At 72.3% G+C, this 22,886-nt stretch carries 22 protein-coding genes; 11 read left to right on the top strand and 11 right to left on the bottom strand.

Going from position 1 to position 22,886, the window contains the following annotated elements; translation table 11 throughout:
• Positions 1 to 215 precede the first annotated feature (215 nt).
• Genes olsF through QFW77_RS08165 form a run of 3 tightly spaced genes read left to right on the top strand, consistent with a single transcriptional unit; the run spans position 216 to position 3,881 of the window.
• Entirely contained in the window at positions 216 to 1,937 is a 1,722-nt protein-coding gene (gene olsF / locus QFW77_RS08175; protein ID WP_280573991.1) for a bifunctional ornithine lipid synthase OlsF, read from the top strand.
• A complete protein-coding gene (locus QFW77_RS08170; protein WP_280573990.1) occupies positions 1,934 to 2,749 on the top strand; it encodes a UDP-2,3-diacylglucosamine diphosphatase in 816 nt (271 codons plus the stop codon). The genes olsF and QFW77_RS08170 overlap by 4 nt, the downstream gene beginning before the upstream one ends.
• A gap of 37 nt (positions 2,750 to 2,786) precedes the next feature.
• Positions 2,787 to 3,881: a metal-dependent hydrolase gene (locus QFW77_RS08165; protein WP_280573989.1), complete on the top strand. Its 1,095-nt coding sequence runs from the start codon at positions 2,787 to 2,789 to the stop codon at positions 3,879 to 3,881.
• Here the strand turns inward: QFW77_RS08165 and dusB are convergent.
• The 5 genes from dusB to QFW77_RS08140 form a co-directional block, all read right to left on the bottom strand.
• Positions 3,830 to 4,840, bottom strand: coding sequence for a tRNA dihydrouridine synthase DusB (gene dusB, locus QFW77_RS08160; RefSeq protein ID WP_280573988.1), 1,011 nt, complete (start codon positions 4,838 to 4,840; stop codon positions 3,830 to 3,832). The genes QFW77_RS08165 and dusB overlap by 52 nt on opposite strands.
• Positions 4,841 to 4,900: 60 nt before the next feature.
• Positions 4,901 to 5,845 carry a ribokinase gene (locus QFW77_RS08155; protein WP_280573986.1) on the bottom strand — a complete coding sequence of 315 codons (945 nt, stop codon included), beginning with the start codon at positions 5,843 to 5,845 and terminating at the stop codon, positions 4,901 to 4,903.
• A 10-nt stretch (positions 5,846 to 5,855) separates the two neighbouring features.
• Complete coding sequence (locus QFW77_RS08150; protein ID WP_280573985.1) at positions 5,856 to 7,151, bottom strand: NupC/NupG family nucleoside CNT transporter; 1,296 nt, start codon at positions 7,149 to 7,151, stop codon at positions 5,856 to 5,858.
• Between the two features lie 75 nt (positions 7,152 to 7,226).
• Entirely contained in the window at positions 7,227 to 8,360 is a 1,134-nt protein-coding gene (locus QFW77_RS08145) for a GGDEF domain-containing protein (protein WP_280573984.1), read from the bottom strand.
• A 40-nt stretch (positions 8,361 to 8,400) separates the two neighbouring features.
• Positions 8,401 to 8,964, bottom strand: a complete 564-nt coding sequence (locus QFW77_RS08140) for a TMEM165/GDT1 family protein (RefSeq protein WP_280573983.1) — start codon at positions 8,962 to 8,964, stop codon at positions 8,401 to 8,403.
• 309 nt (positions 8,965 to 9,273) lie between these two features.
• Here QFW77_RS08140 and QFW77_RS08135 point away from each other — a divergent pair, with 309 nt between their 5' ends.
• The 5 genes from QFW77_RS08135 to QFW77_RS08115 all read left to right on the top strand — a co-directional run bounded on the left by QFW77_RS08135 (position 9,274) and on the right by QFW77_RS08115 (position 14,520).
• On the top strand, positions 9,274 to 10,245 hold the full coding sequence (locus tag QFW77_RS08135; RefSeq protein WP_280573982.1) for an aldo/keto reductase: 972 nt from the start codon (positions 9,274 to 9,276) through the stop codon (positions 10,243 to 10,245).
• A 57-nt stretch (positions 10,246 to 10,302) separates the two neighbouring features.
• A complete protein-coding gene (locus QFW77_RS08130) occupies positions 10,303 to 10,518 on the top strand; it encodes a hemin uptake protein HemP (RefSeq protein ID WP_331487898.1) in 216 nt (71 codons plus the stop codon).
• 161 nt (positions 10,519 to 10,679) lie between these two features.
• Positions 10,680 to 12,896, top strand: a complete 2,217-nt coding sequence (locus QFW77_RS08125) for a TonB-dependent hemoglobin/transferrin/lactoferrin family receptor (RefSeq protein ID WP_280573981.1) — start codon at positions 10,680 to 10,682, stop codon at positions 12,894 to 12,896.
• A 2-nt stretch (positions 12,897 to 12,898) separates the two neighbouring features.
• Positions 12,899 to 13,549: a Hemin transport protein gene (locus QFW77_RS08120; RefSeq protein ID WP_280573980.1), complete on the top strand. Its 651-nt coding sequence runs from the start codon at positions 12,899 to 12,901 to the stop codon at positions 13,547 to 13,549.
• Positions 13,546 to 14,520: a DUF6607 family protein gene (locus tag QFW77_RS08115; RefSeq protein WP_280573979.1), complete on the top strand. Its 975-nt coding sequence runs from the start codon at positions 13,546 to 13,548 to the stop codon at positions 14,518 to 14,520. Before QFW77_RS08120 ends, QFW77_RS08115 begins: the two co-directional genes overlap by 4 nt.
• A gap of 22 nt (positions 14,521 to 14,542) precedes the next feature.
• Here the strand turns inward: QFW77_RS08115 and QFW77_RS08110 are convergent, their stop codons facing one another.
• The 4 genes from QFW77_RS08110 to QFW77_RS08095 are packed head-to-tail and all read right to left on the bottom strand — an operon-like array spanning position 14,543 to position 17,158.
• Positions 14,543 to 14,794 (bottom strand): hypothetical protein, encoded by a 252-nt coding sequence (locus QFW77_RS08110; protein WP_280573978.1) that lies wholly within the window; start codon positions 14,792 to 14,794, stop codon positions 14,543 to 14,545.
• Positions 14,791 to 15,912 (bottom strand): PDZ domain-containing protein, encoded by a 1,122-nt coding sequence (locus QFW77_RS08105; RefSeq protein WP_280573977.1) that lies wholly within the window; start codon positions 15,910 to 15,912, stop codon positions 14,791 to 14,793. The genes QFW77_RS08110 and QFW77_RS08105 overlap by 4 nt, the downstream gene beginning before the upstream one ends.
• A gap of 24 nt (positions 15,913 to 15,936) precedes the next feature.
• Entirely contained in the window at positions 15,937 to 16,509 is a 573-nt protein-coding gene (locus QFW77_RS08100) for a hypothetical protein (RefSeq protein WP_280573976.1), read from the bottom strand.
• Positions 16,502 to 17,158, bottom strand: coding sequence for an RNA polymerase sigma factor (locus tag QFW77_RS08095; RefSeq protein ID WP_280573975.1), 657 nt, complete (start codon positions 17,156 to 17,158; stop codon positions 16,502 to 16,504). Before QFW77_RS08095 ends, QFW77_RS08100 begins: the two co-directional genes overlap by 8 nt.
• A 122-nt stretch (positions 17,159 to 17,280) precedes the next feature.
• On the opposite strand from QFW77_RS08095, the gene QFW77_RS08090 reads away from it, so the two are divergent.
• Complete coding sequence (locus tag QFW77_RS08090; protein ID WP_280573974.1) at positions 17,281 to 18,240, top strand: SPFH domain-containing protein; 960 nt, start codon at positions 17,281 to 17,283, stop codon at positions 18,238 to 18,240.
• A gap of 3 nt (positions 18,241 to 18,243) precedes the next feature.
• A complete protein-coding gene (locus QFW77_RS08085; protein WP_280573973.1) occupies positions 18,244 to 18,678 on the top strand; it encodes an NfeD family protein in 435 nt (144 codons plus the stop codon).
• 165 nt (positions 18,679 to 18,843) lie between these two features.
• Here the strand turns inward: QFW77_RS08085 and QFW77_RS08080 are convergent, their stop codons facing one another.
• Both QFW77_RS08080 and QFW77_RS08075 read right to left on the bottom strand, forming a co-directional pair.
• A complete protein-coding gene (locus tag QFW77_RS08080) occupies positions 18,844 to 20,679 on the bottom strand; it encodes a M48 family metallopeptidase (RefSeq protein ID WP_280573972.1) in 1,836 nt (611 codons plus the stop codon).
• A 47-nt stretch (positions 20,680 to 20,726) separates the two neighbouring features.
• Complete coding sequence (locus QFW77_RS08075; RefSeq protein WP_425603296.1) at positions 20,727 to 21,329, bottom strand: LemA family protein; 603 nt, start codon at positions 21,327 to 21,329, stop codon at positions 20,727 to 20,729.
• An 82-nt stretch (positions 21,330 to 21,411) separates the two neighbouring features.
• Between QFW77_RS08075 and QFW77_RS08070 the strand changes: the two genes are divergently transcribed.
• Entirely contained in the window at positions 21,412 to 22,803 is a 1,392-nt protein-coding gene (locus QFW77_RS08070) for a serine hydrolase domain-containing protein (protein WP_331487895.1), read from the top strand.
• Positions 22,804 to 22,886 lie beyond the last annotated feature (83 nt).

Genomic DNA, 22,886 nt, shown 5'->3' with positions numbered 1-22,886 from the left:
CGGCGCGCGCGCGAGCGCGCGTGGCGTCCTCCGGCCGCGGCCGGCGGGGATCTCGGGAAGCGGGAGCAGCGGCGCGGGCGGCGGCCGGGGCGGGCGATCCCGGGGTTTCGCCGTGCGCGGCGGAAAGCCGTGTCACGGCGGCGCAGCATTGCCGCAACCGGAGCGTCGCGGGCCCGGCGCAGGCTGGCGGCCGTCAGGGCAACTCACAGCGCGTCATGCTCCAGCTCGAACAGCGCCTGCAGCAACGCTTCCCGCACTGGTTCCGCGGGCGCCGCGTGCGTCTGGTGCGGCCGCTGTTGCGCACGCTGGGGCGCTGGTCGCGGCTGGAGGACATCGATGCCTTCCTCGGCGGCCACCGGCACGTGCGCGGCCTCGACTTCGTCGCGGCGGCGTTGCGTTTCCTGCAGGCGCGGTACCACGTGGCCGACGACGCGCTGGCGCGGATTCCTCGCGCGGGGGGGCTGCTGGTGGTCGCCAACCACCCTTCCGGGGCGCTCGACGCGCTCGCGCTGCTCGATTGCGTGGGGCGGGTGCGACACGATGTGCGTATCCTCGCCAACGACCTGCTGATGGCGATCGAACCGCTGCGCGAGCTGCTGCTGCCGGTGCGGACCCTGGGCGGACCCGCCGACGCCGCCGGCCTGCGCGCGGTCGGCCGCGCGCTGGCCGCGGGCCACTGCGTGATCGTGTTTCCGGCCGGCGAGGTGTCGCGGCTGGGGTGGCGCGGGGTGCGCGACGGGCGCTGGCGCCACGGCGTGGTGCGCTACGCGCGGGCCGCGGCGGCGCCGGTCCTGCCGGTGCGCATCGTGGCGCGCAACTCGGCCCTGTTCTACGGCGCCTCGGCACTGTACAAGCCCGCCGCCACCGCGCTGCTGGCGCGCGAGATGTTCGCACGCCGGTCGCGTCCGCTGCAGCTGTGCATCGGCCAGCCGCTGCAGGTCGGCGAGGGCGATGCGGCCTCGGCGCTGCGCCCGATCCGTGCCGCGCTGTACGCGCTGGGCCGCGAGCGGCGTGCGCGGGCCGCGCCGCAGGCGCTCGCCGCGGCGCTCGACCCGCTGCGGTTGCGGCGCGCGCTCGCGGCGACGGAGCTGCTGGGCACGACCGTCGATGGGATGCAGATCCGGCTGCTGCAGGGGAGCGCGAGGTCGCTGCTGTTGCTGGAGATCGGCCGGCTGCGTGAGTTGACCTTCCGCCAGGTCGGCGAGGGCACCGGTCGCAGCCGCGACCTCGATCGCTTCGACGCCCACTACGAGCACATCCTGGTGTGGGATCCGGCGCGCTCGCGGATTGCCGGCGCCTACCGCGTGGTCCGCGTCGCGCCCTTGCTGGCCCGGCACGGACTGCGCGGCCTCTACAGCGCCTCGCTGTTCCGCTATGCCGACGACGCGGTGCCGAGGCTGGCCGAGGGCCTGGAGCTGGGGCGCAGCTTCGTGGTGCCGGACTACTGGGGCGGCCGTAGTCTCGATCATCTGTGGCAGGGGATCGGCGCCTACCTGCGGCGCTGGCCGCAGGTGCGCTATCTGTACGGCGCGGTGTCGATCAGCGCGGCGCTGCCCCTGGCCGCGCGCGAGCAGCTGGTGGCCTACTACCAGCGCTACTACGGCAGCGACGAGCCGCTGGCGGCGTCGCTGCGGCCGTTCCGCTATTTCGCCGCGCCGCCGTGCTTCGGCGAACTGGACGCGGACACCGCCTTTCGGACGCTCAAACAGAACCTGGCCGCGCTCGGTAGCACGGTACCGACGCTGTACAAGCAGTACACCGAGCTGTGCGAAGCCGGGGGGGCGCGGTTCCTGGCGTTCGGGATCGATCCGGACTTCAGCGATTCGATCGACGGCCTGATCGAGGTCGACGTGCGGCGGTTGCTGCCGAGAAAACGGCAGCGCTACCTGGGGGAGCGCGCGGTCGCGTGCGCGGAGCGGCAGGAGGCGGCGGCATGAGCGCGACGGCGCCGGTGCGGCGGGCGGTATTCGTTTCCGACCTCCATCTGGGCTCCAAGCACTGCCATGCCGCGGAGCTGGCGGAGTTCCTGGCAGGCGTGCGCTGCCGGCGGCTGTATCTGGTCGGCGACGTCTTCGACCTGTGGTGGATGGCGCAGCGGCGCGCGCACTGGGGCGTGGCGCAGCAGCGGGTGATCGAGGCGCTGCACGCGCAGCATCGCGCCGGTGCGGAACTGATCTACGTGCCGGGCAACCACGATCGCGCCGTGCGCCGCTTCTGCGGGCTGGCGCTGCCGGCGATGCAACTGCGCCGGCGCGCCATCCACGTCACCGCCGATGGCCGCCGGCTGCTGGTCACCCACGGCGACGACTACGATGCGATCACCCACTTCGGCGGGCTGCAGGAGAAATTCGGCGACTGGCTGTACTACCGCATCCTTACCGGCAACCAGGCGCTCAATCGCGTCCGCCGGCGGCTGGGATGGCGCTACTGGTCGCTGGCGGAATTCCTCAAGCGCCGCAGCGGTGCCGCCGAGCGCTACATCGAGCGCTTCGTGGAGGCGGGGCTGGCCGATGTGCGCCGGCGCGGCCTGGACGGAATCGTCTGCGGGCACATTCATCGCGCGGCGCTGCTGCAGCGCGACGGCCTGGTCTATGCCAACGACGGCGATTGGGTGGAGAGCCGGACCGCCCTGGTGGAAGAGACCGACGGTTGCCTGCGCCTGCTCTCTCATCGTGGCGAGGTGCTGGCCGAACTGCCGCCGCGCCTGCGGCTGGCGGCCGCCGATGCCCGGCTGCCGCGTGCGGCTTAGCGCCGGGCGGGACGCGGCCGCCTGCTAGCATCGCGGCATGGATTCCCTCACCCAGATACTGCTCGGCGCCTCCGTCGCCGCGGCGGTGGTCCCGCAGCGCCACCGCCGCCCCGCGCTGATCGCCGGCGCCGCGCTCGGCACCCTGCCGGATCTGGACTCGCTGCCGATCATGCTGCTGACCGACGACCCGGTCGCGCTGATGACCCTGCATCGCGGGCTCAGCCATTCGCTGCTGGTGCTGCCGTTGGTGGCCTGGGCGATCTGGGCCGCGTGCCGAAGGCGCGGTGGCCGCGTCGCGGAGGCGCCGGCGCGCTGGTTCTGGGCGATCCAGCTCGCGCTGCTCACCCACCCGCTGCTGGATGCCTTCACCGTGTACGGCACCCAGCTGCTGTGGCCGCTGCCGCTGCCCCCGGTGATGTGGTCGAGCGTGTTCATCATCGACCCGATGTACACCCTGTGGCTGTTGCTCGGCGTACTGGTGGCCGTTTTCGCCGGCGCGCGCCCGCTCGCGCAGCGCGCGCTGGTGCTCGGGCTGGCGTTGAGTTCGGCCTACCTGGGCTGGTCGCTGCTGGCCAAGGGGATGGTGGAGCGGGAAGCCACAAGGGCGCTGGCGGCGATGGGACTGGCGGACGCGCCGCGGTTCTCGGTGCCGATGCCGCTCAACACGCTGCTGTGGCGGGTGGTGGCGATGACCCCGGACGGCTTCGTCGAGGGCGAGCGCTCGCTGGTGGCCGACCGCGGCCCGATGCGCTTCCGGCGCCACGCTTCCGCAACGCAGGCGCTGGCCGAGGTCGCGGACCTGCCGTCCGTGCGCCGGCTGGCCTGGTTCAACCACGGTTTCATGAAGGCCGCGGTCCGCGACGACGGCCTGGTGCTGAGCGACCTGCGCATGGGCGCAGAACCCGACTACAGCTTCAATTTCGAGGTCGCCCGGCGCGATGCCGGCGGCTGGCGCGGGGTCCCGCCCCGGCAGCTGGAATGGGCCACGCCGCGGCGCGACCAGTTGGCGCGGATGTGGACCCGGATCTGGAACGAACCGCGGCTGGCGGACGGACCGGTGCCGGGCAACGAGGTGCCGATTCAGGCCGCGACCGGCAGCCGCGTCCGGCCGGAGACCAGCGCGTCGAAGTAGTCCCCGGTCAGGGCGATCTGCGCCCCGGCGGTCTCGGCACGAACGACCGCGGCGCGGAAGGCGGCGCGTTGTTCGTTCGAGTGTTCCGGCCGGTCCTTCGCGTACCAGCCCAGGTGCTTGCGGGCGATGCGCACCCCGGCCGGCTCGCCGTAGAACGCGTGCAGCGCCCGCAGGTGGCCGAGCAGCACCTCGCGCACCTCGACCAGCGACGGCGGCGGCAGCGGCGCTCCGGTCGCCAGGAAGTGCGCGATCTCGCGGAAGATCCAGGGGCGGCCCTGCGCCGAGCGGCCGACCATCACCGCATCGGCGCCGGTCAGGCGCAACACCTCCGCGGCCTTGTGCGGCGAGTCGATGTCGCCATTGGCGATCACCGGGATCGATATCCGCGCCTTGATCGCGGCGATGGTGTCGTACTCGGCCTCGCCGCGGTACTGCTGGTCGCGGGTGCGGCCGTGGATCGCCAGTGCGGCGATGCCGCTGGCCTCGGCGATGCGGGCGATCTCGGGCGCGTTGCGGCGCTGCGCGCACCAGCCGGTGCGGATCTTCAGCGTCACCGGCACCTCCACCGCGGCGACCACCGCCTCGAGGATGCGCGCGACCAGCGCCTCGTCCTGCATCAGCGCCGAGCCGGCCCATGCATTGCAGACCTTCTTCGCCGGGCAGCCCATGTTGATGTCGACGATCTGCGCGCCGTGGCCGACGTTGTGGCGGGCGGCCTCGGCCATCGCCGCCGGTACCGTGCCGGCGATCTGCACGCTGACCGGGTCGGGCTCGCCGGCGTGGTCCATGCGGTGGCGCGACTTGCGGGTGTGCCACAGCCGCGGATCGGAGGTGGTCATTTCCGACACCGCCAGCCCGGCGCCCAGCCGCTTGCACAGTTGCCTGAACGGCTTGTCGGTGACCCCCGCCATCGGCGCGAGGATCACGGGCGGGTCGATGCGGTGGCGGCCGATCTGCATGGTGGCATTGTCGCCGATCGGGACCGCGACGGCACAAGCGGCGTGCGCCGCGCGCCAGGATCAGGGAGCGAGGTGGGGCATCGCCGCCGCCGCCCCCTCGCGCTCGGTGGAGGCCCCCGCGTAGCGGGTGGCGAAGCCGACGTGCGTTGTGAACGGCGCCTCCGGCCGCAGCGCCAGCGACGCCGCCAGCGCGCCGTTGAAGGCATCGCCGGCGCCGGTGGTATCGACCACACGGGCGGGCGCAGCGGCGGCCCTGTAGCACGCGGCCTCGTCTCCGCGGCGCCGGTCCTCGGCATGGGAGACGAAGCAACCGGCGCCGCCGAGGGTGAGCACCACGGTGCCGTGCGGAAGCAACTCGCGGCACAGTGCGTGCAGCTGCGCATCCGGCAGGGTGCCCGCTCCGGCATCGGGCGGGGCGCGGCCGACGCGCCGTTCCAGCAGCCCGGCGAACTCTGTTTCGTTGGGAGTGACGATGTCGCTGCTCGCCAGCAGCTCGGCGCCGACCTCGGCGTTCGCCGGGGCCGGGTTGAGCATCGCCAGCGAGCCGGCGGCGCGCGCGCGCCGCAGCGCCGCCAGGATCGCCGGCGCCGGCGATTCCAGCTGCACCAGCACCACCGCCGCATCGGCGAACGCGTCCGCCTGCGCCGTCACGAACTCTGCGCTCAGGTGGGCGTTGGCGCCGGCGCCGATGACGATGCTGTTGTTGCCGGCCTCGTCCAGGTAGATGCCGGCGGTGCCGGTAGGCGCGGCGCTCGGCGCCTCGCGCAGATCGATGCCGTCGGTGCGCGCCAGCGCGCGCGCCAGCTCGCCGCCGGCGTCGGCGCCGAGCGCGCAGAGGAAACTGGTGTCGGCGCCGGCGCGCCGCGCCGCCACCGCCTGGTTGAAGCCCTTGCCGCCGGGGCCGGTGGCGTAGCGGCCGGCCAGGGTCTCGCCGGGCCGCGGCAGCCGTGCGGCGGTCCAGACGTGATCGACGTTGAAGGAACCGGCGACGAGGACGCGGGGCATGGCGGCAGCCTCAGGCGAACAGGGTGAGGACGCCGGCGATGGTCGCCGTCATCATGGTCGCGATCGAGCCGCCGAGCACCGCGCGCAGACCGAACCGGGCGAGGTCGGCGCGGCGCTCGGGCGCGATCCCGCCGATGCCGCCGATCTGGATCGCGATCGAGCTGAAGTTGGCGAAGCCGCACAGCGCGTAGGTGGCGATCAGCGCACCTTGCGGGGTCAGCGAGACGCCCTCGACGCTGCCGCGCAGGATCTCGCCGAGCTGCACGTAGGCGACGAACTCGTTGAGCACGACCTTGGTGCCGATCAGGCCGCCCACGGTGGCCGCGTCCTGCCACGGCACGCCGATCAGCCACGCCAGCGGCGACAGCACCCAGCCCAGCAGCGCGGACAGGTCGGTGGGACGCCCCAGCGCCGCCTGCAGCCCGGTGACCTCGCCCAGCCACACCAGCGGCCAGTTGATCAGCGCGATCAGGGCGATGAAGGCCAGCAGCATCGCGCCCACGTTCAGCGCCAGCTTGAGCCCGTCGGCGGCGCCGGCGGCGGCGGCGTCGATCACGTTCGCGGTGGTCTTCTCCACCTCGACGCGCACGCTGCCCAGGGTGAGCGGTTCGCGCGTCTCCGGTACCAGGATCTTCGCGATCACCATCGTCGCGGGGGCCGCCATGATGCTGGCGGTGATCAGGTGCTTGGCGAAGACCGCCTGCTGCACCGGATCGCCGCCGCCGAGCAGCAGGACGTAGGCGCCGAGCACCCCGCCGGCGATCGTCGCCATTCCGCCGACCATGAGGGTCATCAGCTCGGACGGCGTCATCCCGGCGATGTAGGGCCGCACCACCAGCGGCGCCTCGGTCTGGCCGATGAAGGCGTTGGCGCAGACCGACAGCGTCTCGGCGCCGGACACCCGCATCAGCTTGGTGATCACCCAGGCCATGCCCTGCACCACCTTCTGCATCAGGCCGAGGTGGTAGAGCACGCTCATGAAGCTGGCGAAGAAGATGATCGTCGGCAGCACCTGGAACGCGAACACGAAGCCGAACTTCTCCGGATCGCTGAAGTCGCCGAAGATGAACCGGGCGCCCTCGGTGGTGAACCCGAGCAGGGTCACGAAACCGCTCGACAGACCATCGAAGATCCGCGCGCCCCAGGGCGTCAGCAGCACCAGGCAGGCGATCGCGATCTGCAGCGCCAGCCCGATCCCCACCAGTCGCCAGTCGACCCGGCGCCGGTTGTCGGAGAACACCCAGGTGATGCCCAGCAGCACAGCGAGTCCCAACAGGCCGAAACCGACCCGCGTCAAACCTTCCATCCGTTGCCCCTAGGCGTGATTTTTCCGGTCGGCGCAGGGTAAGGGGAGGGGGCCGGGGGGGCAACCGGCCGGCGATCACGCGTCCCGCGCCACCACCCGGTTGCGGCCCTCGCGCTTGGCCTGCTGCAGGCGGCGGTCGGCGGCACCGAGCAGCGCCGAGACGTCGGCGCCGTCCTGTGGCCAGGCCGCCAGGCCGGCGCTGAAGGTCAGGCGCTGCGGAGCGCCGCCGCGGCCGGCCTGGAACGGGCGCTCGCACAGCAGCCGCCGGCGGCGGTCCAGCCGCTCCCAGGCGCTGCCCACCGGGCAGCGCAGCAGCAGCACGAACTCCTGGCCGCCGATGCGGGCGATGTGCTCGTTCTCCTCCAGCATTCCGGACAGCTCCGCGGCGACCTGGCGGATCGCGCGGTCGCCGCCGCGGTGGCCGGCCTCGTCGTTGATCCGCCGAAACCCGTCCAGGTCCAGCATCGCCAGGGTCAGCGAGGCGCCGGAGGCGCGCGCCTCCTCGAACGTACGCGGCATGCTCTGCAGCAGCCAGGCGCGGTTGGGCAGCCCGGTCAGGCCGTCGCGGCCGGACAGCTCGACCAGCCGCTGCATCCGGTAGACGATGGTCGCGGTGACCAGGGTGACGATCAGCAAGAGCACCAGGCGTTCGGCCTGGCCGCCGATGGAGGCGCTGCCGTAGTCGATCGACACCAGCTGCCGGGGCGGCACCAGCAGGAAGATGGCCGCGACCAGGGCCAGGTACTGCAGCATCGCCAGCGCGCCGATGTACAGGGTCAGGCGGCCGTCGTTGCGCAGCGCGGTCAGGACGATCGCGATCACGTAGAAGCACCACACCACCGTGCTGTTCATGCCGGCGACCGGGTCGTACCAGCCCAGCAGCGCGAGCACGCAGCTGGTCACGGTGACGTCGTAGATGCTGGTCACGTGCGGCAGCCAGCGGTGGCGGCGCAGCGGCCGGGCCAGCGCCAGCCAGACCTGGGCCATCAGGTTGATGAAGATGGCGGCGCCCAGGCCGATCAGCACCTCCGTGGTGCTGGCGCCGCCGGCGGCGGCCAACAGCGGCAACAGCAGCACGATCGCGCACAGCAGCGCGCGCACCCGCGCCACCAGCAGCTCGCCGCCGGCGCCCAGTTCCAGCATCAGCTCGTCGGGCCGGGCCAGCAGGCTGGCGACGATCCCGGTTTCCCCCTTGTCGGCCTCGCGCATGGTCTCGGTCCCTCTGCAGCGCAGCATAGCGCGGCGAGGATCAGCCGATTCCGCGCAGCGCCACCCAGCCGGCGAGCAGCAGGAACAGCAGCGCCGCCGCCAGCCGTGCGGCGCGCAGTGGCAGGCGGTCGGCGAAGCGCGCGCCGAGCAGCACCACCGGCAGGTTGGCCAGCAGCATGCCCAGCGTGGTGCCGGCGATCACCGGCCCGAGGGCGTCGAACCTGGCCGCCAGCAGCACCGTCGCCACCTGGGTCTTGTCGCCGATCTCGGCCAGGAAGAACGCCAACGTGGTGGTCAGGAATGCGCCGCCCTGCGCGCGCGGCCGATCGGTTTCATCGAGCCGGTCGGGACGCAGCGTCCACAGCGCCACCGCCACGAAGCTCGCGGCCACCAGCGCCCGCAGCAGCCCCGCCGGCAGCCACTCCGACAGCGCCGCGCCGAACCATGCGGCCAAGGCGTGATTGAGCAGCGTCGCCAGCAGGATGCCGGCCAGGATCGGCCATGGCCGGCGGTAGCGCGCCGCCAGCAGCAGCGCCAGCAGCTGGGTCTTGTCGCCGATCTCGGCGACCGCGACGGCGAGGGTCGAGACGAACAGGGCGTCCAAGTCGGGGTCCGCAGCCGGGCGCCGGGGAACGGCAGGCGAACGCCAGCGCAGCCCGGCCGGGAATGCGCGACGTCTGCCTCCGGTCTTGCCCGACTCGAGGTCCCGCGCGCCATGGCGACTGCCAAGCGTGTTGACGCGCGGCCCCGCCAACGGCGGGTGGGCTACTCCCCGAAAGGAAGCAGGCCGATTGTACGGCAATCCGCACCGGGGCCCTCGTACGCGCAGGCCCGGGCCGCGCCCGGTCGACGGCCCTCGGCCGCCTGGTCGCGGTGGCCTAGACTGTCGGGCCAGCCCCCTGAGGAGCCCGCCATGCAGTACCGCCGCCTGGGCCATTCCGGCCTGCAGCTGTCCGCACTCTCGTTCGGCGCCTGGGTGACGTTCGGCAAGCAGGTGGGGCGCGGAGCGGCGCGCGAGCTGGTCGCCGCGGCCTGGGACCATGGGATCAACTACTTCGACAACGCCGAGGGCTATGCCAACGGCGAGGCGGAGCGGGTGATGGGCGACGCGATCGCCGACCTGCGGCTGCCGCGCGACGGCTTCTGCGTATCGAGCAAGGTGTTCTTCGGCGCCGCCGACGAGCCGCTGCCCACCCAGAAGGGGCTTTCGCGCAAACACGTCCACGATGCCTGCCACGCGGCCCTCAAGCGCCTGCGCGTGGACTACCTGGACCTGTATTTCTGCCATCGCCCGGACCCCGACACCCCGATCGCGGAGACGGTGTGGGCCATGGATACCCTGATCCGTCAGGGCAAGGTGCTGTACTGGGGCACGTCCGAATGGCCCGCGGCGCTGATCCGCGAGGCCGCCGACCTGGCGCGCAAGCACCGGCTGCATCCGCCGACCATGGAGCAGCCGCAATACAACCTGCTGCATCGCGAGCGGGTGGAACTCGAATACGCGCCGCTGTACGGGGAGATCGGCCTGGGCACCACCACCTGGTCGCCGCTGGCTTCGGGGCTGCTCACCGGCAAGTACAACGAAGGCGTGTCCGCCGACTCGCGCCTGGGCCAGGAGGGCTACCAGTGGCTGCGGCGCTGGGTCCTCGGCGACGCCGGCGAACGCCGCGTCGAGCGTGCCCGCGCGTTCACCGCCCTGGCCGCGGAACTGGGGGTGGCGCCGGCGCCGCTGGCGATCGCCTGGTGCCTGCGCAACCCGCATGTCTCCTCGGTGCTGACCGGCGCCACCGCGGTGGCGCAGTTGCTCGAGAACCTCGAGGCCCTGGAACTGGACGCGCGCGTCGACGACGCCGGCTGGAAACGGGTGGAGGCCGCGGTGCGCTGACCCTTGACAGTCAAATGAGAATCATTAGCATCAGCATCTCTTCCCGGGAGAACGCCGATGCTCGCCAGCCCTCCGCACGAGACCGCCTCCGCCCCGCGTGCCGCCGACAGCGGCGCCGGCCTGCCGGACCCCCGCACCGCCAGCCCCGCGCGCGATGACGCGCTCGACAGCGCGCGCCTGCTTCAGGGCCGCCGCGAGGTGACGATCCGGCACGGCGGGGAGTGCTACCGCCTGCGCCATACCCGCAACGACAAGCTGATCCTGACCAAGTGACCCCCGACCGGACGATCCGGTCCCGATGACCCGCCCGGCCCCGTCGGGGCCCAGGCCGGTTTTTCGGCGCGATCCCGCGCCGCCGATGCTCTTTCCAGGTTCGCCCGCCCCGGCCTCGCCGGACGCCAGCCGCCGCCCGCTTCTCCTTCTGCGAGCACGCCATGCGTCCGACCCCGTTGTTCCTTGCCCTGTGCCTGGCGCTGCCCGGTACCGCCCTGGCCGCCGGCGCGTCCGCGCCGGAAGCCGAAACCACCGAGTTCGACCGGGTGGTGGTCACCGCCACCCGCACCGAGCGCGCCATCGTCGATGTACCGAACACGGTCGACGTGATCGGGCGCGAGCGGATGGACGAGCTGCTGGTGCGCGACCTCAAGGACCTGTTCCGCCATGAGCCGGGGATCACCGTGACCCGGTCCTTCGGCCGGTTCGGGATCGGCGACATCCGCATCCGCGGCCTGGGCGGCAACCGCGTTCGCATCCTCACCGACGGTATCGCGGTGCCCGACGCCTTCGAGATCGGCAGCTTCTCCAACGCCAACCGCAACTTCGTCGATCCGGATACGCTCAAGCGCGTGGAGGTGGTGCGCGGGCCGGGCAGCGCGCTCTACGGCTCCGACGCGCTCGGCGGCGTGGTCTCGTTCGTGACCAAGGACCCTTCGGACTATCTGAAGCCGGGCAGGGACGCCCACTTCGGTATCAAACTCGGCGCCGAAAGCGATTGGGACGGACTCTTCGGAGCAGCCACCGCGGCCTTCGGCGGCGAGCGCTGGTCCGGGCTGGTGGTGGTCGGCCATCGTCAGGGCCGGGAACCGGAGAACCAGGGCACCAACGACAGCGCCGGCGCCGCCCGCACCCGCCCCAACCCGCAGGACCGCGACGGCCGCAGCCTGTTGTCGAAGCTGGTGTTCGAGCCCTCCCCCGGCCAGCGCTTCCGGCTGACGATGGAGGGCAACGAGGACCGCGCCGACACCCAGGTGCTGACCCAGCACGGTTTCCAGCCGCTGACCGGCGCCACCAACACGCTGGTGCTGGCCGACGACCACCAGACCCGCGCACGGGTGACGCTCGCGCACGAGATGGACGCGCCCGGCGCGGCGTTCGCCGACGCGCTGGACTGGCAGATCTACCGCCAGGACAGCGAGACCACCCAGGACACCCTGGAGGAGCGGATCACGGCGGCCGGCGCCCCGGAACGGCGCGAGCGCAGCTTCAACTTCGACCAGCGCGTGCACGGCCTGCAGGCGAACTTCGTCAAGGGCTTCGCCACCGGCGCGGTCCGGCACGACCTGGCCTGGGGCATCGACGTTGCGCGCACCGACACGCGGCAGAAGCGCGACGGCAGGGTCACCGATCTGGTCACCGGCGCCAGCACCAACATGATGCTGCCCGATGTCTTCCCGGTCCGCGATTTCCCGGTCAGCCGCACCACCACGGCCGCCGTGTACCTCCAGGACGAGATCGCCTTCGCCGACGGCGCGTTCCGGCTGGTGCCGGCGCTGCGGGTCGATCGCTACGAACTGGAACCGGAGGTCGACGCGATCTTCGCCGAGGACAACCCCGGGGTCGAGGTGGCCGGCCTCACCGAGACCGAGGTGCTGCCCAAGCTCGGTGCGGTGTGGAAGTTCGGCGGCGACTGGTCGTTGTTCGGCGGCTACGCCCGGGGTTTCCGTGCGCCGCCGTACAGCGACGTCAATATCGGCTTCACCAACCTCATGTTCGGCTACACCGCGATCGCCAATCCGGCGCTGAAGCCGGAGACCAGCGACGGGCTGGAGGCCGGGATCCGCTTCGCCGGTGAGGCCGCATATGCCGCCTTCACCGGCTACCACAACCGCTACGACGACTTCATCGAGTCGTTCCGCTTCATCGGCTTCGACGACCGCGGGTTGATGGTGTTCCAGTCGCAGAACGTCGCCGAGGCGCGCATCTACGGCGTGGAGCTGAAAGCTGGCGTCGAGCTCGGCGCGCTGGCCCCGGCTTGGGCCGGGTGGTCGGTGCGCGGCGCGGCAGCGTGGTCGCGCGGCGACGACCGCACCGCGGACGTGCCGCTCGATTCGGTGGACCCCCTGACCGCGACGCTGGGCCTCGGCTACGCCACCGACGCGTGGGGCGTCGAGCTGGCCGGCCGCTTTGCCGGCAGGAAGCGCCGCGTGTCCGACCCCGAGCTCTACCGCACCGCGGGATACGGCGTGCTCGACCTGTACGCGCACTGGGCGTTCGCGCCGGGCGCGCGGGTCAACTTCGGGTTGACCAACGCGACCGATCGCAAGTACTGGGCCGCCGGGGACTTGCCGCTGGTGGTCGCCACCAGCGGCACGCTCGATCGCTACACCGCGCCGGGCCGCAATGTCGCTGTCAGCCTGGCAGTGGACTTCTGAGCATGGCGCGTGCCTGCTCGATCGGTGGGGTCCCCGCCGCGTGGGAGCCGTCCGGGGCGCTGCCGCGGCCCCGCGAGCTGGCCGCGCTGGGCACCGTGGCCTGCCTGTATCCCGCCCAGCCGGGCGGCGAACTGGCTGGCTGGTGCCGGGCACACCGGGCCGTGGCGCGCAGCGTCATGGACAGCGACGGGCTGCAGGCCAGCCTCGACTTCCACGACGGCGGCGGCGGATGCTGCTGGCGGCTGTTCCTGCTTCCCGATTCCGATTTCCTGGCCTGGGAACGGCTCGCTTCGCGATTGCCGGCCGCCGCGCCCCCGGCCGCGGCCGGCATCGCCGACCGGTTGTGGCGCGGGCTGGCCGGGCGGCTCGGCACCCCCCGCTGGCAGTGCAGCGTGCTGCGGCTGGACGTCTCCAATCCGGGGCCGGGCTTTGCCGGCCATGCGCTGCTGTCGGCAAGCCTGGCCACCGTCTCCGACCTGGGCGCGGCGATGGCCGAGCGGATCGCTCGCCAGCATGCCGCCGGCAACGCCGCCCAGGTCCATGAGTGCTGCTGCGAGCGCGCCGCGCGCGTCTCGCCGCCCGCCGTCGGTGCCGCACGGCACCGCGCCACGCCGCCCCCCGACCGCCAGTCCGCAACGAGGATCCCCTCATGACGCCAGCCAAGTTAGAAATCCTTTCGCCCGTCGCCGCCTTGCTGCTGTGGCTGTCGGCCGCGACCGCCGCCGCGGAACCTTCGCCGCCGGCACCCGATCCGCAGCGCGACCGTGAGGCCATCCTCGCCATGCAGGGCGAATACGACGTCGACTTCAGCTTCGACGAGACCGTGTTGCTGGCTCCCGGCTACGAGCGCGCGCCGGCCAAGCGCAGCGGCGGCAGCGAGATCGTGATCGTGGTCGAGGACGGCCCGGAGCGGATCGTGCTGCAGCACATCCTGGTCGATCCCGGGAGCGGCCACGTCACCAAGCACTGGCGGCAGGACTGGGAATACGAGGCGCCGCGGCGCTTCGAGTTCAGCGCCGACCAGACCTGGCAGGTCCGCGATATCGCCCCGGACCTCACCCGCGGCGCCTGGACCCAATGCGTGTACGAGGTCAGCGACGCGCCACGCTACTGCGGGACCGGCCGCTGGAACCACCGCTACGGGGTCGCCACCTGGACCTCGGACCGTACCTGGCGGCCGCTGCCACGGCGCGAGTACACCACGCGCGAGGATTACAACGCCCTGAACGTGGAGAACCGTCACACCATCGTGCCGGGCGGCTGGACCCACGAGCAGGACAACACCAAGGTCGTGCGTGCCGCCGACGGCAGCACCGTGCGCACCATCGCCCGCGAGTTCGGTTTCAACGACTACCGCAGCGACGCCGGGGTCGACTTCACCCCGGCCATCGACTACTGGCGGGCGACGGAGGACTACTGGGCCCGGGTACGCGCGCGCTGGAACACCTACCTTACGCAACCGCCGGGATTGCGCCTCAAGACCGAGGTCGACGGCATGGCGATGATCATCCCGCTGTTCGAGCAGGCGCAGCGCGTGCAGGACGGCGACGCCGTGAGCGATGCGGAAATCGGCCGGGTCTTCGCTGAGTGGGTGGAAGCCGCGCCGCCCGAGGCACGCGACTGACGACACGAACGGCGGACGGAGGTCAGGGCTTGCGCGGGGCGTCGAGGCAGCGCCCGGTCAGGCCGATGGCCAGGCGCGGCTGGCCGCGGGCGTCGTGGATGACCAGGCCACCGGCCCGTGGGCCGCATGCCCCGGGCGTCGCCGCGAGGTAGCCCGCGACCACCGCGGCCGCGAGCAATAGCGCGGCCGCGGCGCCGCGACGGTGTGCCAGGCGACGTCGCGGCTGGGCTGGACCGGTGCGGGTATCGGTCGGCCGCATCGTCGCGGCGCTCACGCCGACGTCGTCGTCGGCGCGATGCCCGCCGACGTCCGCGGTGGCGCGGGTGGCGCGGGCGGCGCCGCGGGCGCCGGCGGGGGATTCCCTGCGGCGCCGGGCGCGGGCGGGCGCGGCGGTGCCGGCGGCACCGGGATCCGTAACGCGCGCAGTTCCGGCACGGTGATCCGGGTCGTGGCGGGCTTGCGATCGCGCAGGTAGCCGACCTCCACCCGCGCATCGGCAGGCTGGTCGCGCAGCGCCGCCATCGCCTCGCGCGGCGTGCCGACCTCGCGCCCGTCGATACGCTGGATCACGTCGCCCGGCTGCAGTCCGTCCAACCCGTCCGCGGACAGCACCAGGACCCCGCGCTCGGCACCGAAATAGCGTCCCAGCTGCGGGTCGACCTCGGCCAGGTTGAGGCCGTGCCAGCGGAATGCGGACAACAGCATCGGCGGCGCGCAGGCCTCCCCCTCGCAGTCGCTGTCGAGGCCGGACTGCGCCAGCGCCGCGCGCACTTCGGCGGCGATGTCGGGCATCTGGATGTCGCGCATCGCGGCGGCCGCCAGGTCCAGTCCCTCGGAAGCGCCCGCCTGCGCCGCCCGCACGACCTCGGCCATGTCGATATCGGTGCCGCGCAGCACCGCGACCGTGCGTTCGGTCCGCGGCGTCACCGCCACGTTCACGACGCGGCCGTCGCGCTGGTAGCCGATCCGGACCGGCGTCTCGGCGGACAGCCTGCCGAGCAGCTTGCGGGCGTTGGCTGCGCGCAGCTCGCCGCTGCTGCCGAGAATGCGGGTGCCGTCGACGGAGACCAGGCGGTCGCCGCTGCGCAGGCCGGCCTCGTCGGCGGCGCTGCCAGGGGTGACGCCGGCGATGCGCACGCCGGCCTCGGCATCGGCGGCCAGCACCACGCCGAGCACCGGCCGCCCGGCCAGGCGTTCGCGCAGTTCGGCGATGCGGGCCTGGCCGGCCACGCTGTTTTCCGACAGTTCGGCCACGCGCGCAGCGGCGCGGGCCAGCTCGGCGCGGGCCTCGGCAAGGGCGTCGCGGTCGCTGCCGTCCTGGGCCCAGGCGGCACCGGCGAACACCGCCAGGGCGACGGCCAGGGCGCAACGATTGAACGGGAATCTGGTCATCTCGGCTCCGGGGTCATGAGGGGGTCAATACACGCGTACCAGCGCCGGGTCGTAGTGGTCGCCGTTGGCCGCCATCCAGCGCCGCGTGCCTTCGAATCCGGCCAACGCGCGCAGCGTGTCCACGCGCGCCTGCCACAGCTGGAACTCGCGGTCCGGCGAAAGTTTCGGCTGCGCCAGTTCCGCATCGAGCAGCGCCAGGCGGCGTTCCAGTTCGCCGGTCAGCAACGCGGCGGTACCGCTGGACATACGCATGTCCTGGACCAGCGGCAGCAGCGATTCGAGCTGCGCGGACTCGCCCTGCAACGCCGCGAGCCGGGCGTCGCCCGGTACGGATTCGACCATGGACGCGGCGGGCCGGGCCTGCGCGGCTCGAGCCGGTTGCGAGCTGGCATCGCCCGGCGTCAGCAGCCGCCACGGCAGCGCCACCGCCAGCAGCATCGCGGCCACCGCCGCCAACGGCAGCCAACGCGGGCGCCGACGCCGCTCCAGTCTGGCGGAGAGCGCGTGCCAGCCCCCGGGTGGCGGCGCCTCCTGGGGCAGGGCCGCGAAGACGGCGCTCCAGCCGCCGGATTCGGCGCGGTCGCGGCGCTCATCCATGGACGGCCTCCGCGGTGATGGCCGGGGCATCGAGCAGCGCCCGCAGCCGCCGGCTGCCGCGCGCCAGTTGCGACTTGGAGAAGCTGGGCGTGCGTTCCATCAGCGTGGCGATCTCCTCGTGGGTATAGCCCTCGGCGTGGTACAGCCACAGCACGCTGCGGGTGGCCGCGGGCAGGGTCGCCAGCGCGCGCTGCAGCCGCGCCGCGTCGGCGGCCGCCGACGGTGGCGGCTGGTCGCCGGCCGGCTCGTGCTCGTCCAGGTCGAGCGCCTCGCCGATGCGGCGATGGCGCCGCAGGCGCATCAACGACTCGTTGACCGCGATCTGCCGCAGCCAGCCCCAGAAGGGGCTGCTGCCGCGGAACTCGCCGATCCGGTCGATCATCTTCAGCATCGTGTCCTGCAGCACTTCGAAAGCCTCCTCGCGGTCGCCGCAGATCCGCAGCGCCAGGGTGAATGCGGGCCGCTCGAACCAGCGGTAGATCTGCTCGAGCGCCGCGTGCTCGCCGCATCGTGCCCGCGCCAGCAGTGCCGCCGGCACTTCGATCGCGAAGCTCGAGCGCGGCCCGGACCCGGCGACGACCGCGGCGGCGCAGCCGCCGGTGGCGGCAGCCGGGGCGGGACGGGCGGGTTGCGGGGATTCGGCGGCCATTCCCCATTCTGGATGCGCCGGGGGGCGAAAGCGTCGCAGCCGCGTTCGCGCCTGCCCGGGGCCGACAGGTCCTATACTTGGCGCCAGCCGGGGGGAGCCGCGCTGAGAACGGGGAGAGGACGATGGGGGCATCGGGATTTCTGGCGGCGGTACTGCTGATCGCCGGCATCATCGTGCTGTTCAAGACGGTGCGGATGGTGCCGCAGGGCTACGAGTGGACCGTCGAACGGTTCGGCCGGTACATCCACACCATGGAGCCGGGGCTGCATTTCCTGATTCCGGTGGTCTACGGCGTCGGCCGCAAGATCAACATGATGGAGCAGGTGCTGGACGTGCCCAGCCAGGACGTGATCACCAAGGACAACGCCGTGGTGAAGGTGGACGGCGTGGTGTTCTTCCAGGTGCTGGACGCCGCCAAGGCCGCCTACGAGGTCGCCAACCTGGAGGTCGCCACCATCGCACTGGTGCAGACCAACATCCGCACCGTGATCGGCTCGATGGACCTGGACGAGTCGCTGAGCAACCGCGAGACCATCAACGCCCAGCTGCTCAACGTGGTCGACCAGGCCACCAACCCCTGGGGCATCAAGGTCACCCGCATCGAGATCCGCGATATCCAGCCGCCGCGCGATCTGATCGATTCGATGGCCAGGCAGATGAAGGCCGAGCGCGAACGCCGGGCGGTGATCCTGGAGGCGGAAGGGCACCGCCAGTCGGCGATCCTGCGCGCCGAGGGCGAGAAGCAGGCGGCGATCCTCGAAGCCGAGGGCGAGAAGGAGGCGGCGTTCCGCGAGGCCGAGGCGCGCGAGCGCCTGGCCGAGGCGGAGGCCAAGGCCACCGGCATGGTGTCCGAGGCGATCGCCCAGGGCGACGTGCAGGCGATCAATTATTTCATCGCGCAGAAGTACGTGGAGGCGTTCGAGAAGCTCGCCACGGCGCCCAACCAGAAGTTCGTGCTGATGCCGATGGAGGCCAGCGGCCTGATCGGCACCATCGGCGGGGTGGCCGAGCTGGCGAAGGAGGCGCTGGGCAAGCAGCAGTCGGCCACGCAGACGCGGCTGGCGCCGCACCAGGGGGGCTGAGCCGTGCGCTGGGACGTGGTGGCCTGGGCGGCGATCGCGCTGCTGCTGTTCGCGGCCGAGACCCTGGCGCCGGGCGCGTTCATGCTGTGGATGGGCTTTGCCGCGGTGGCGGTGTTCCTGGCGGTGCTGTTCGTGTCGGGCATTCCGCTGCTGGTGCAGATCGGCGCGTTCGTGCTGCTCAGCTTCGTCTCGATCCAGGTCTACCGGAAGTGGTTTCGCCAGCGCGCGCGCCAGAGCGACCGTCCGACGCTCAACAAGCGCGCAGCCCAGCACGTCGGCCGGGTGGTGCCGCTGGAGCAGCCGATCGTCGCCGGCCGCGGCCGGGTCAAGATCGGCGACGCCTTCTGGGTGGTCGAGGGCCCGGACCTGGCGGCCGGCGTGCCGGTGCGCATCCTCGACACCGACGGGGTGGTGCTGAAGGTCGACGCGCAGGCCTGAACGGGATCATCGCCGCGGGTGGCCGGGGGCGGGATAGCCGGTGATGCGCCGGGGCGGGCCGGGGGATACGTGCCAAGTCGCTCCCCGATACTCGCTTTGTCGCGGCTCCACCCCCGCCCGATGGCCCCAGGTGTCTTCCGGCCGTTCGTTCGAGCGGCTGTGGCCTCAGCCGCGGTCGAGCATCGGCGGCAGCGGGCAGTGCAGCACGCCGCAGATGGTGCGCAGCAGCTCCGCCTCGGCCACCGAGACGCGGCCGTCGTGCATCGCCGCGGCGGTGACCGCCTCCACCATCACCTGCTTGGCCAGGGGCGCCAGACGGTCGAGCGGTTCCCACACCGCGTCCAGCGCCCGCACCCCGTGCGCGGGCGGCTCGTAGGGCATGTGATCGCGCGGTAGGACCCGCTGCAGCCCGGCCAGATAGGCGCGTTTCGCTTCGGCCGGGTCGGCATGGCCGGCCTGGGCGACCACCGCCAGCAGCGTCGAGAATTCCTGCTTGACGCTGCCCGGCTTGCCCCGGCCGGTGCGCGCATGGCGCGCCGGATCCAGGGTTTCGCGAACCTGGGTCTCGAGCAGCGTGCCCAGGCAGTACTCGAACAGCGAGACCTGGTCGTCGGCGTGGACCACCGCATGCACGGTGTCGAGGAAGGCATCGAGGTCGGAGCGCGGCCGCAGCCGCAGTACCGGAAAGGCCAGGGAGGCCAGCGGCAGGCGCTGCATGGGGTGCAAGTCCTGCAGGCCGGTCTGGCGCAGATGCGCGGCACGGTCGGCGGCGCGCGCGCCCAGCCGCGCCGAGATCTCCTGGTGCTGGCGCCGGCGCACCTCGCCGTCGCCGTCGAGCAGCAGCGCCAGCAGCAGCGGCATGACGTTCTCGCGCTCGCGCGCCAGCACCCGCAGGGCTTCTGGCATCGCCGCCACCAGTGCATCCGCGCGCCGGTAGTCGTCGTCCCGCGGATGCGCCACCTGTGCCGAGACCATCGGTGGGGTCAGGTCCATTTCGGCGGTGGCGCCGGGCAGGGCGCCGTGGTCGCGCGCGGCCAGGCCCAGTTGTACGTCCTCCTCCAGCCCGTTGGGCGGCGCCGCCAGCCACTGCGCGCGCAGGCGCTGCACCTGCTCGGGGCGGAAGGAGGGGTCCAGCGCCTGGATTCGCTGCAGGATCGGCGGGTGGGTGGCGAACAGCCCACGCAGGCCGACGCCGTCGCCGAATAGCATGTGGCTCACCTCCTCGGCGTCGCCGCGCTGTTCCAGCTGCGAGCCCTCGCGCAAGCCGGCGATCTTCTTCAGGGCCCCGGCCAGGCCGCTGGACTGGCGCGTGAACTGCACCGCCGAGGCATCGGCCAGGACCTCGCGCGAGCGGCTCACCCCGGCCTTGATCATGCGCCCGAAGAACACGCCGACGTAGCCGATGACCAGCGCGACGATCGCCGCGCCCAGGATCCCGAGCGCGCCGCGCCCGCGGATGCCGTAGCTGTGCATGAGGATCTTGCGGCCGATCAGCCCGAGCATCAGGATTCCGAACAGGATCCCCATCAGGCGGATGTTCAGGCGCATGTCGCCGTTGAGCACGTGGCTGAACTCGTGCGCCACCACACCCTGCAGCTCGTCGCGGTTGAGGCGGTCGAGCGCGCCGCGGGTCACCGCCACAGCCGCGTCGGAAGGCGAGTACCCGGCCGCGAAGGCATTGATGCCCGCTTCGTGTTCGAGCACGTAGACCTTCGGCACGGGCACGCCCGATGCGATCGACATCTCCTCCACCACGTTGCGCAGCCTGCGCAGTTGCGGATCGACGGTGTCCTCGGCGACGGCGACGCCGCCCAGCTGCATCGCCACCGCCTCGCCGCCGGCGCCCAGCGTGGAGATCCGGTAGAGCGAGCCCAGGCCGATGACCGCCACGGTGGCGGCGGTGGCCAGCAGCAGCGTCCCCGGCCGGGGCCCGGCGAACGCCAGCACCACCAGGTTCACCGTCACCACGATGCCGATCACCGCAAGCGCGAACAGCAGCACCAGCCGGGTGGTGCTGCGGCGCGCCTGGGCCTGGCGTTCGAAGAAGTTCAGAACTCGACCTTCGGCGCCTCGCGCACCTCGGCCTTGTCCTCCGGGATCTCCAGCAGCGCGGCGGGGGCGAAGCTGAACATGCCGGCGACGATGTTCGAGGGGAACACCTCGCGGCGGTTGTTGTAGGCCATCACGGCGTCGTTGTAGGCCTGGCGCGCGAACGCGACCCGGTTCTCGGTGCTGGTCAGCTCCTCGGTGAGCTGCATCATGTTCTGGTTGGCCTTGAGGTCCGGATAGGCCTCGACCACCACCATCAGCCGGCCCAGCGCACCGTTCAGGGCGCCCTGGGTCTGGGCCAGTTCGGCCATCGCCGCCGGGTCACCCGGGCTGGCACTCGCCGCCGACAGCCCGGCCTGCGCCGCCGTGCGCGCCGCGGTCACCGCCTCGAGCGTGCCGCGCTCGTGGGACAGATAGCCCTTGGCCGTCTCCACCAGGTTGGGAATCAGGTCGAAGCGCCGCTGCAGCTGCACGTCGATCTGGGCGAAGGCGTTCTTGAAGGCGTTGCGGGCCGTGACCAGGCCGTTGTAGATGCCGACCGCCCACAGTGCGAAGGCTACCAGGATTCCGAGAATTACCAGCAGGATCAGCGCGCTACCCATCGAAGCTCCCCTTGTTCATGCAAATCCGGACTCAGGCGCTATGATCGGCCCGCAGGTCAAGCATACGCAGGGGGCAGACCCGATGAAAGACAAAGCGCAGCGGCGCCGTCGGCACTGGGGACGGGCCTGGCAGGCGGGGTTGGTGGGGCTGTTGCTGCCGGTGGCGTTGGGAAGCGCGGCGCAGACGCCGACCGTGGTCCAGAAACGGCCGGCCGGCGCCCATCCGGAAACCATGACCGCGTTCCCGGCGCCGACCGACGGCCGTCCCAGGCAGATGCCGCCGCCGGCCACCACGATGCCGTTGGCCGCCGATTTCGACGTGCGCCGGTTCGAGGCGATGGCGCAGGCGATGGTCGCCGACCAGCGGGTGCCGGGACTGGCGATGGCGATCGTGCACAACGGGCGGGTGCTCAGCGCGCGCGGCTACGGCATCACCGACGTGCGCGCCGCCGAACCGGTCGATGCCCATACCGTGTTCCGGCTCGCTTCGCTGTCCAAGTCGTTCGCCGGCACCCTGGCCGGCGTGCTGGTGTCCGAAGGCGCGCTGCGCTGGGACAGCAAGGTGGTCGACTACATGCCCGGGCTGCAGTTGTCCGATCCCGGGGCCGCCAGTCGCGTGACCGTCGCGGACGTGCTCAGCCACCGCGTCGGACTCGGCCGCCACACCTACGACCGCGACATCGAGCGCGGCGCCGACTACAACGCGCTGGTGCAGAAGCTGGCCCAGGCGCCGATGACCTGCGAGCCGGGCGACTGCTACAGCTACCAGAACGTCGCCTTCAGCCTGGTCGGGGACGTGGTGTTCGCCACCTCGGGCCAGTTCTACAACGAGGCGGTGTCCAGGCGCCTGTTCAAGCCGCTGGGCATGAACGACGCCAGCCTCGGACTTGAGGGGATCCAGGCCAGTCCGCGCTGGGCGAAGCCGCACGTGCGCGCCGGCAAGGGATGGAGCTCGCTGATGCCCAAGCCGACCTATTACCGCGTCTCTCCGGCCGCCGGCGTCAATGCCAGCATCGCCGACATGGCGCAGTGGCTGATCGCGCAGGGTGGGCACCGCCCGGACGTGCTGCCGGCCCCGCTGCTGGCCACGCTGCACGCCCCCATTGTCGGAACTCCCGGCGAGATGCGCAGCCGCGCCGCGTCCTGGCGCAGCCAGCGCCTCAACGCGGCCGGCTATGGTCTGGGCTGGCGGGTCTACGATTACGCCGGCCACCGCATGGTCTTCCACGGCGGCGCGGTGCAGGGCTATCGCGGGGTGATGGCGCTGTTGCCCGAGCGCGACCTCGGACTGGTGATCCTCTGGAACAGCGAGAGCAGCCTGCCCTCGGGGCTGCTGCCCACGGTGCTCGACAGCGCGATCGGGTTGCAGTCCGACCAGTGGCTGGATCTGGATGTCGAAGCGCTGTACGCGGCGAGCGATCGGCCCGGCCGGGCCGGCGGCGCGGCCACCGTCTCGCGCGCGAAACCCGAATAGGATCCCGGGCGGTGCCAGCGGCCGTCGGCACCCCCCGTCGCGGCCGCCCATGAAAAAACTCCCTCTCCGCCTGGGCACGCGGA

The organism is Luteimonas endophytica, assembly GCF_029887875.1.
Taxonomy (GTDB): domain Bacteria; phylum Pseudomonadota; class Gammaproteobacteria; order Xanthomonadales; family Xanthomonadaceae; genus Luteimonas; species Luteimonas endophytica.
This window is presented reverse-complemented; position numbering and strand designations above follow the sequence as displayed.

Coding starts and splice junctions, on each gene's coding strand:
- QFW77_RS08125 (WP_280573981.1), top strand. CDS start 10,680: ATGCGTCCGACCCCGTTGTTCCTTGCCCTGTGCCTGGCGCTGCCCGGT.
- QFW77_RS08155 (WP_280573986.1), bottom strand. CDS start 5,845: ATGCCCCGCGTCCTCGTCGCCGGTTCCTTCAACGTCGATCACGTCTGG.
- QFW77_RS08130 (WP_331487898.1), top strand. CDS start 10,303: ATGCTCGCCAGCCCTCCGCACGAGACCGCCTCCGCCCCGCGTGCCGCC.
- QFW77_RS08170 (WP_280573990.1), top strand. CDS start 1,934: ATGAGCGCGACGGCGCCGGTGCGGCGGGCGGTATTCGTTTCCGACCTC.
- QFW77_RS08105 (WP_280573977.1), bottom strand. CDS start 15,912: ATGACCAGATTCCCGTTCAATCGTTGCGCCCTGGCCGTCGCCCTGGCG.
- QFW77_RS08150 (WP_280573985.1), bottom strand. CDS start 7,151: ATGGAAGGTTTGACGCGGGTCGGTTTCGGCCTGTTGGGACTCGCTGTG.
- QFW77_RS08090 (WP_280573974.1), top strand. CDS start 17,281: ATGGGGGCATCGGGATTTCTGGCGGCGGTACTGCTGATCGCCGGCATC.
- QFW77_RS08135 (WP_280573982.1), top strand. CDS start 9,274: ATGCAGTACCGCCGCCTGGGCCATTCCGGCCTGCAGCTGTCCGCACTC.
- dusB (WP_280573988.1), bottom strand. CDS start 4,840: ATGCAGATCGGCCGCCACCGCATCGACCCGCCCGTGATCCTCGCGCCG.
- QFW77_RS08165 (WP_280573989.1), top strand. CDS start 2,787: ATGGATTCCCTCACCCAGATACTGCTCGGCGCCTCCGTCGCCGCGGCG.
- QFW77_RS08075 (WP_425603296.1), bottom strand. CDS start 21,329: ATGGGTAGCGCGCTGATCCTGCTGGTAATTCTCGGAATCCTGGTAGCC.
- QFW77_RS08115 (WP_280573979.1), top strand. CDS start 13,546: ATGACGCCAGCCAAGTTAGAAATCCTTTCGCCCGTCGCCGCCTTGCTG.
- QFW77_RS08095 (WP_280573975.1), bottom strand. CDS start 17,158: ATGGCCGCCGAATCCCCGCAACCCGCCCGTCCCGCCCCGGCTGCCGCC.
- QFW77_RS08145 (WP_280573984.1), bottom strand. CDS start 8,360: ATGCGCGAGGCCGACAAGGGGGAAACCGGGATCGTCGCCAGCCTGCTG.
- QFW77_RS08120 (WP_280573980.1), top strand. CDS start 12,899: ATGGCGCGTGCCTGCTCGATCGGTGGGGTCCCCGCCGCGTGGGAGCCG.
- QFW77_RS08070 (WP_331487895.1), top strand. CDS start 21,412: ATGAAAGACAAAGCGCAGCGGCGCCGTCGGCACTGGGGACGGGCCTGG.
- olsF (WP_280573991.1), top strand. CDS start 216: ATGCTCCAGCTCGAACAGCGCCTGCAGCAACGCTTCCCGCACTGGTTC.
- QFW77_RS08100 (WP_280573976.1), bottom strand. CDS start 16,509: ATGGATGAGCGCCGCGACCGCGCCGAATCCGGCGGCTGGAGCGCCGTC.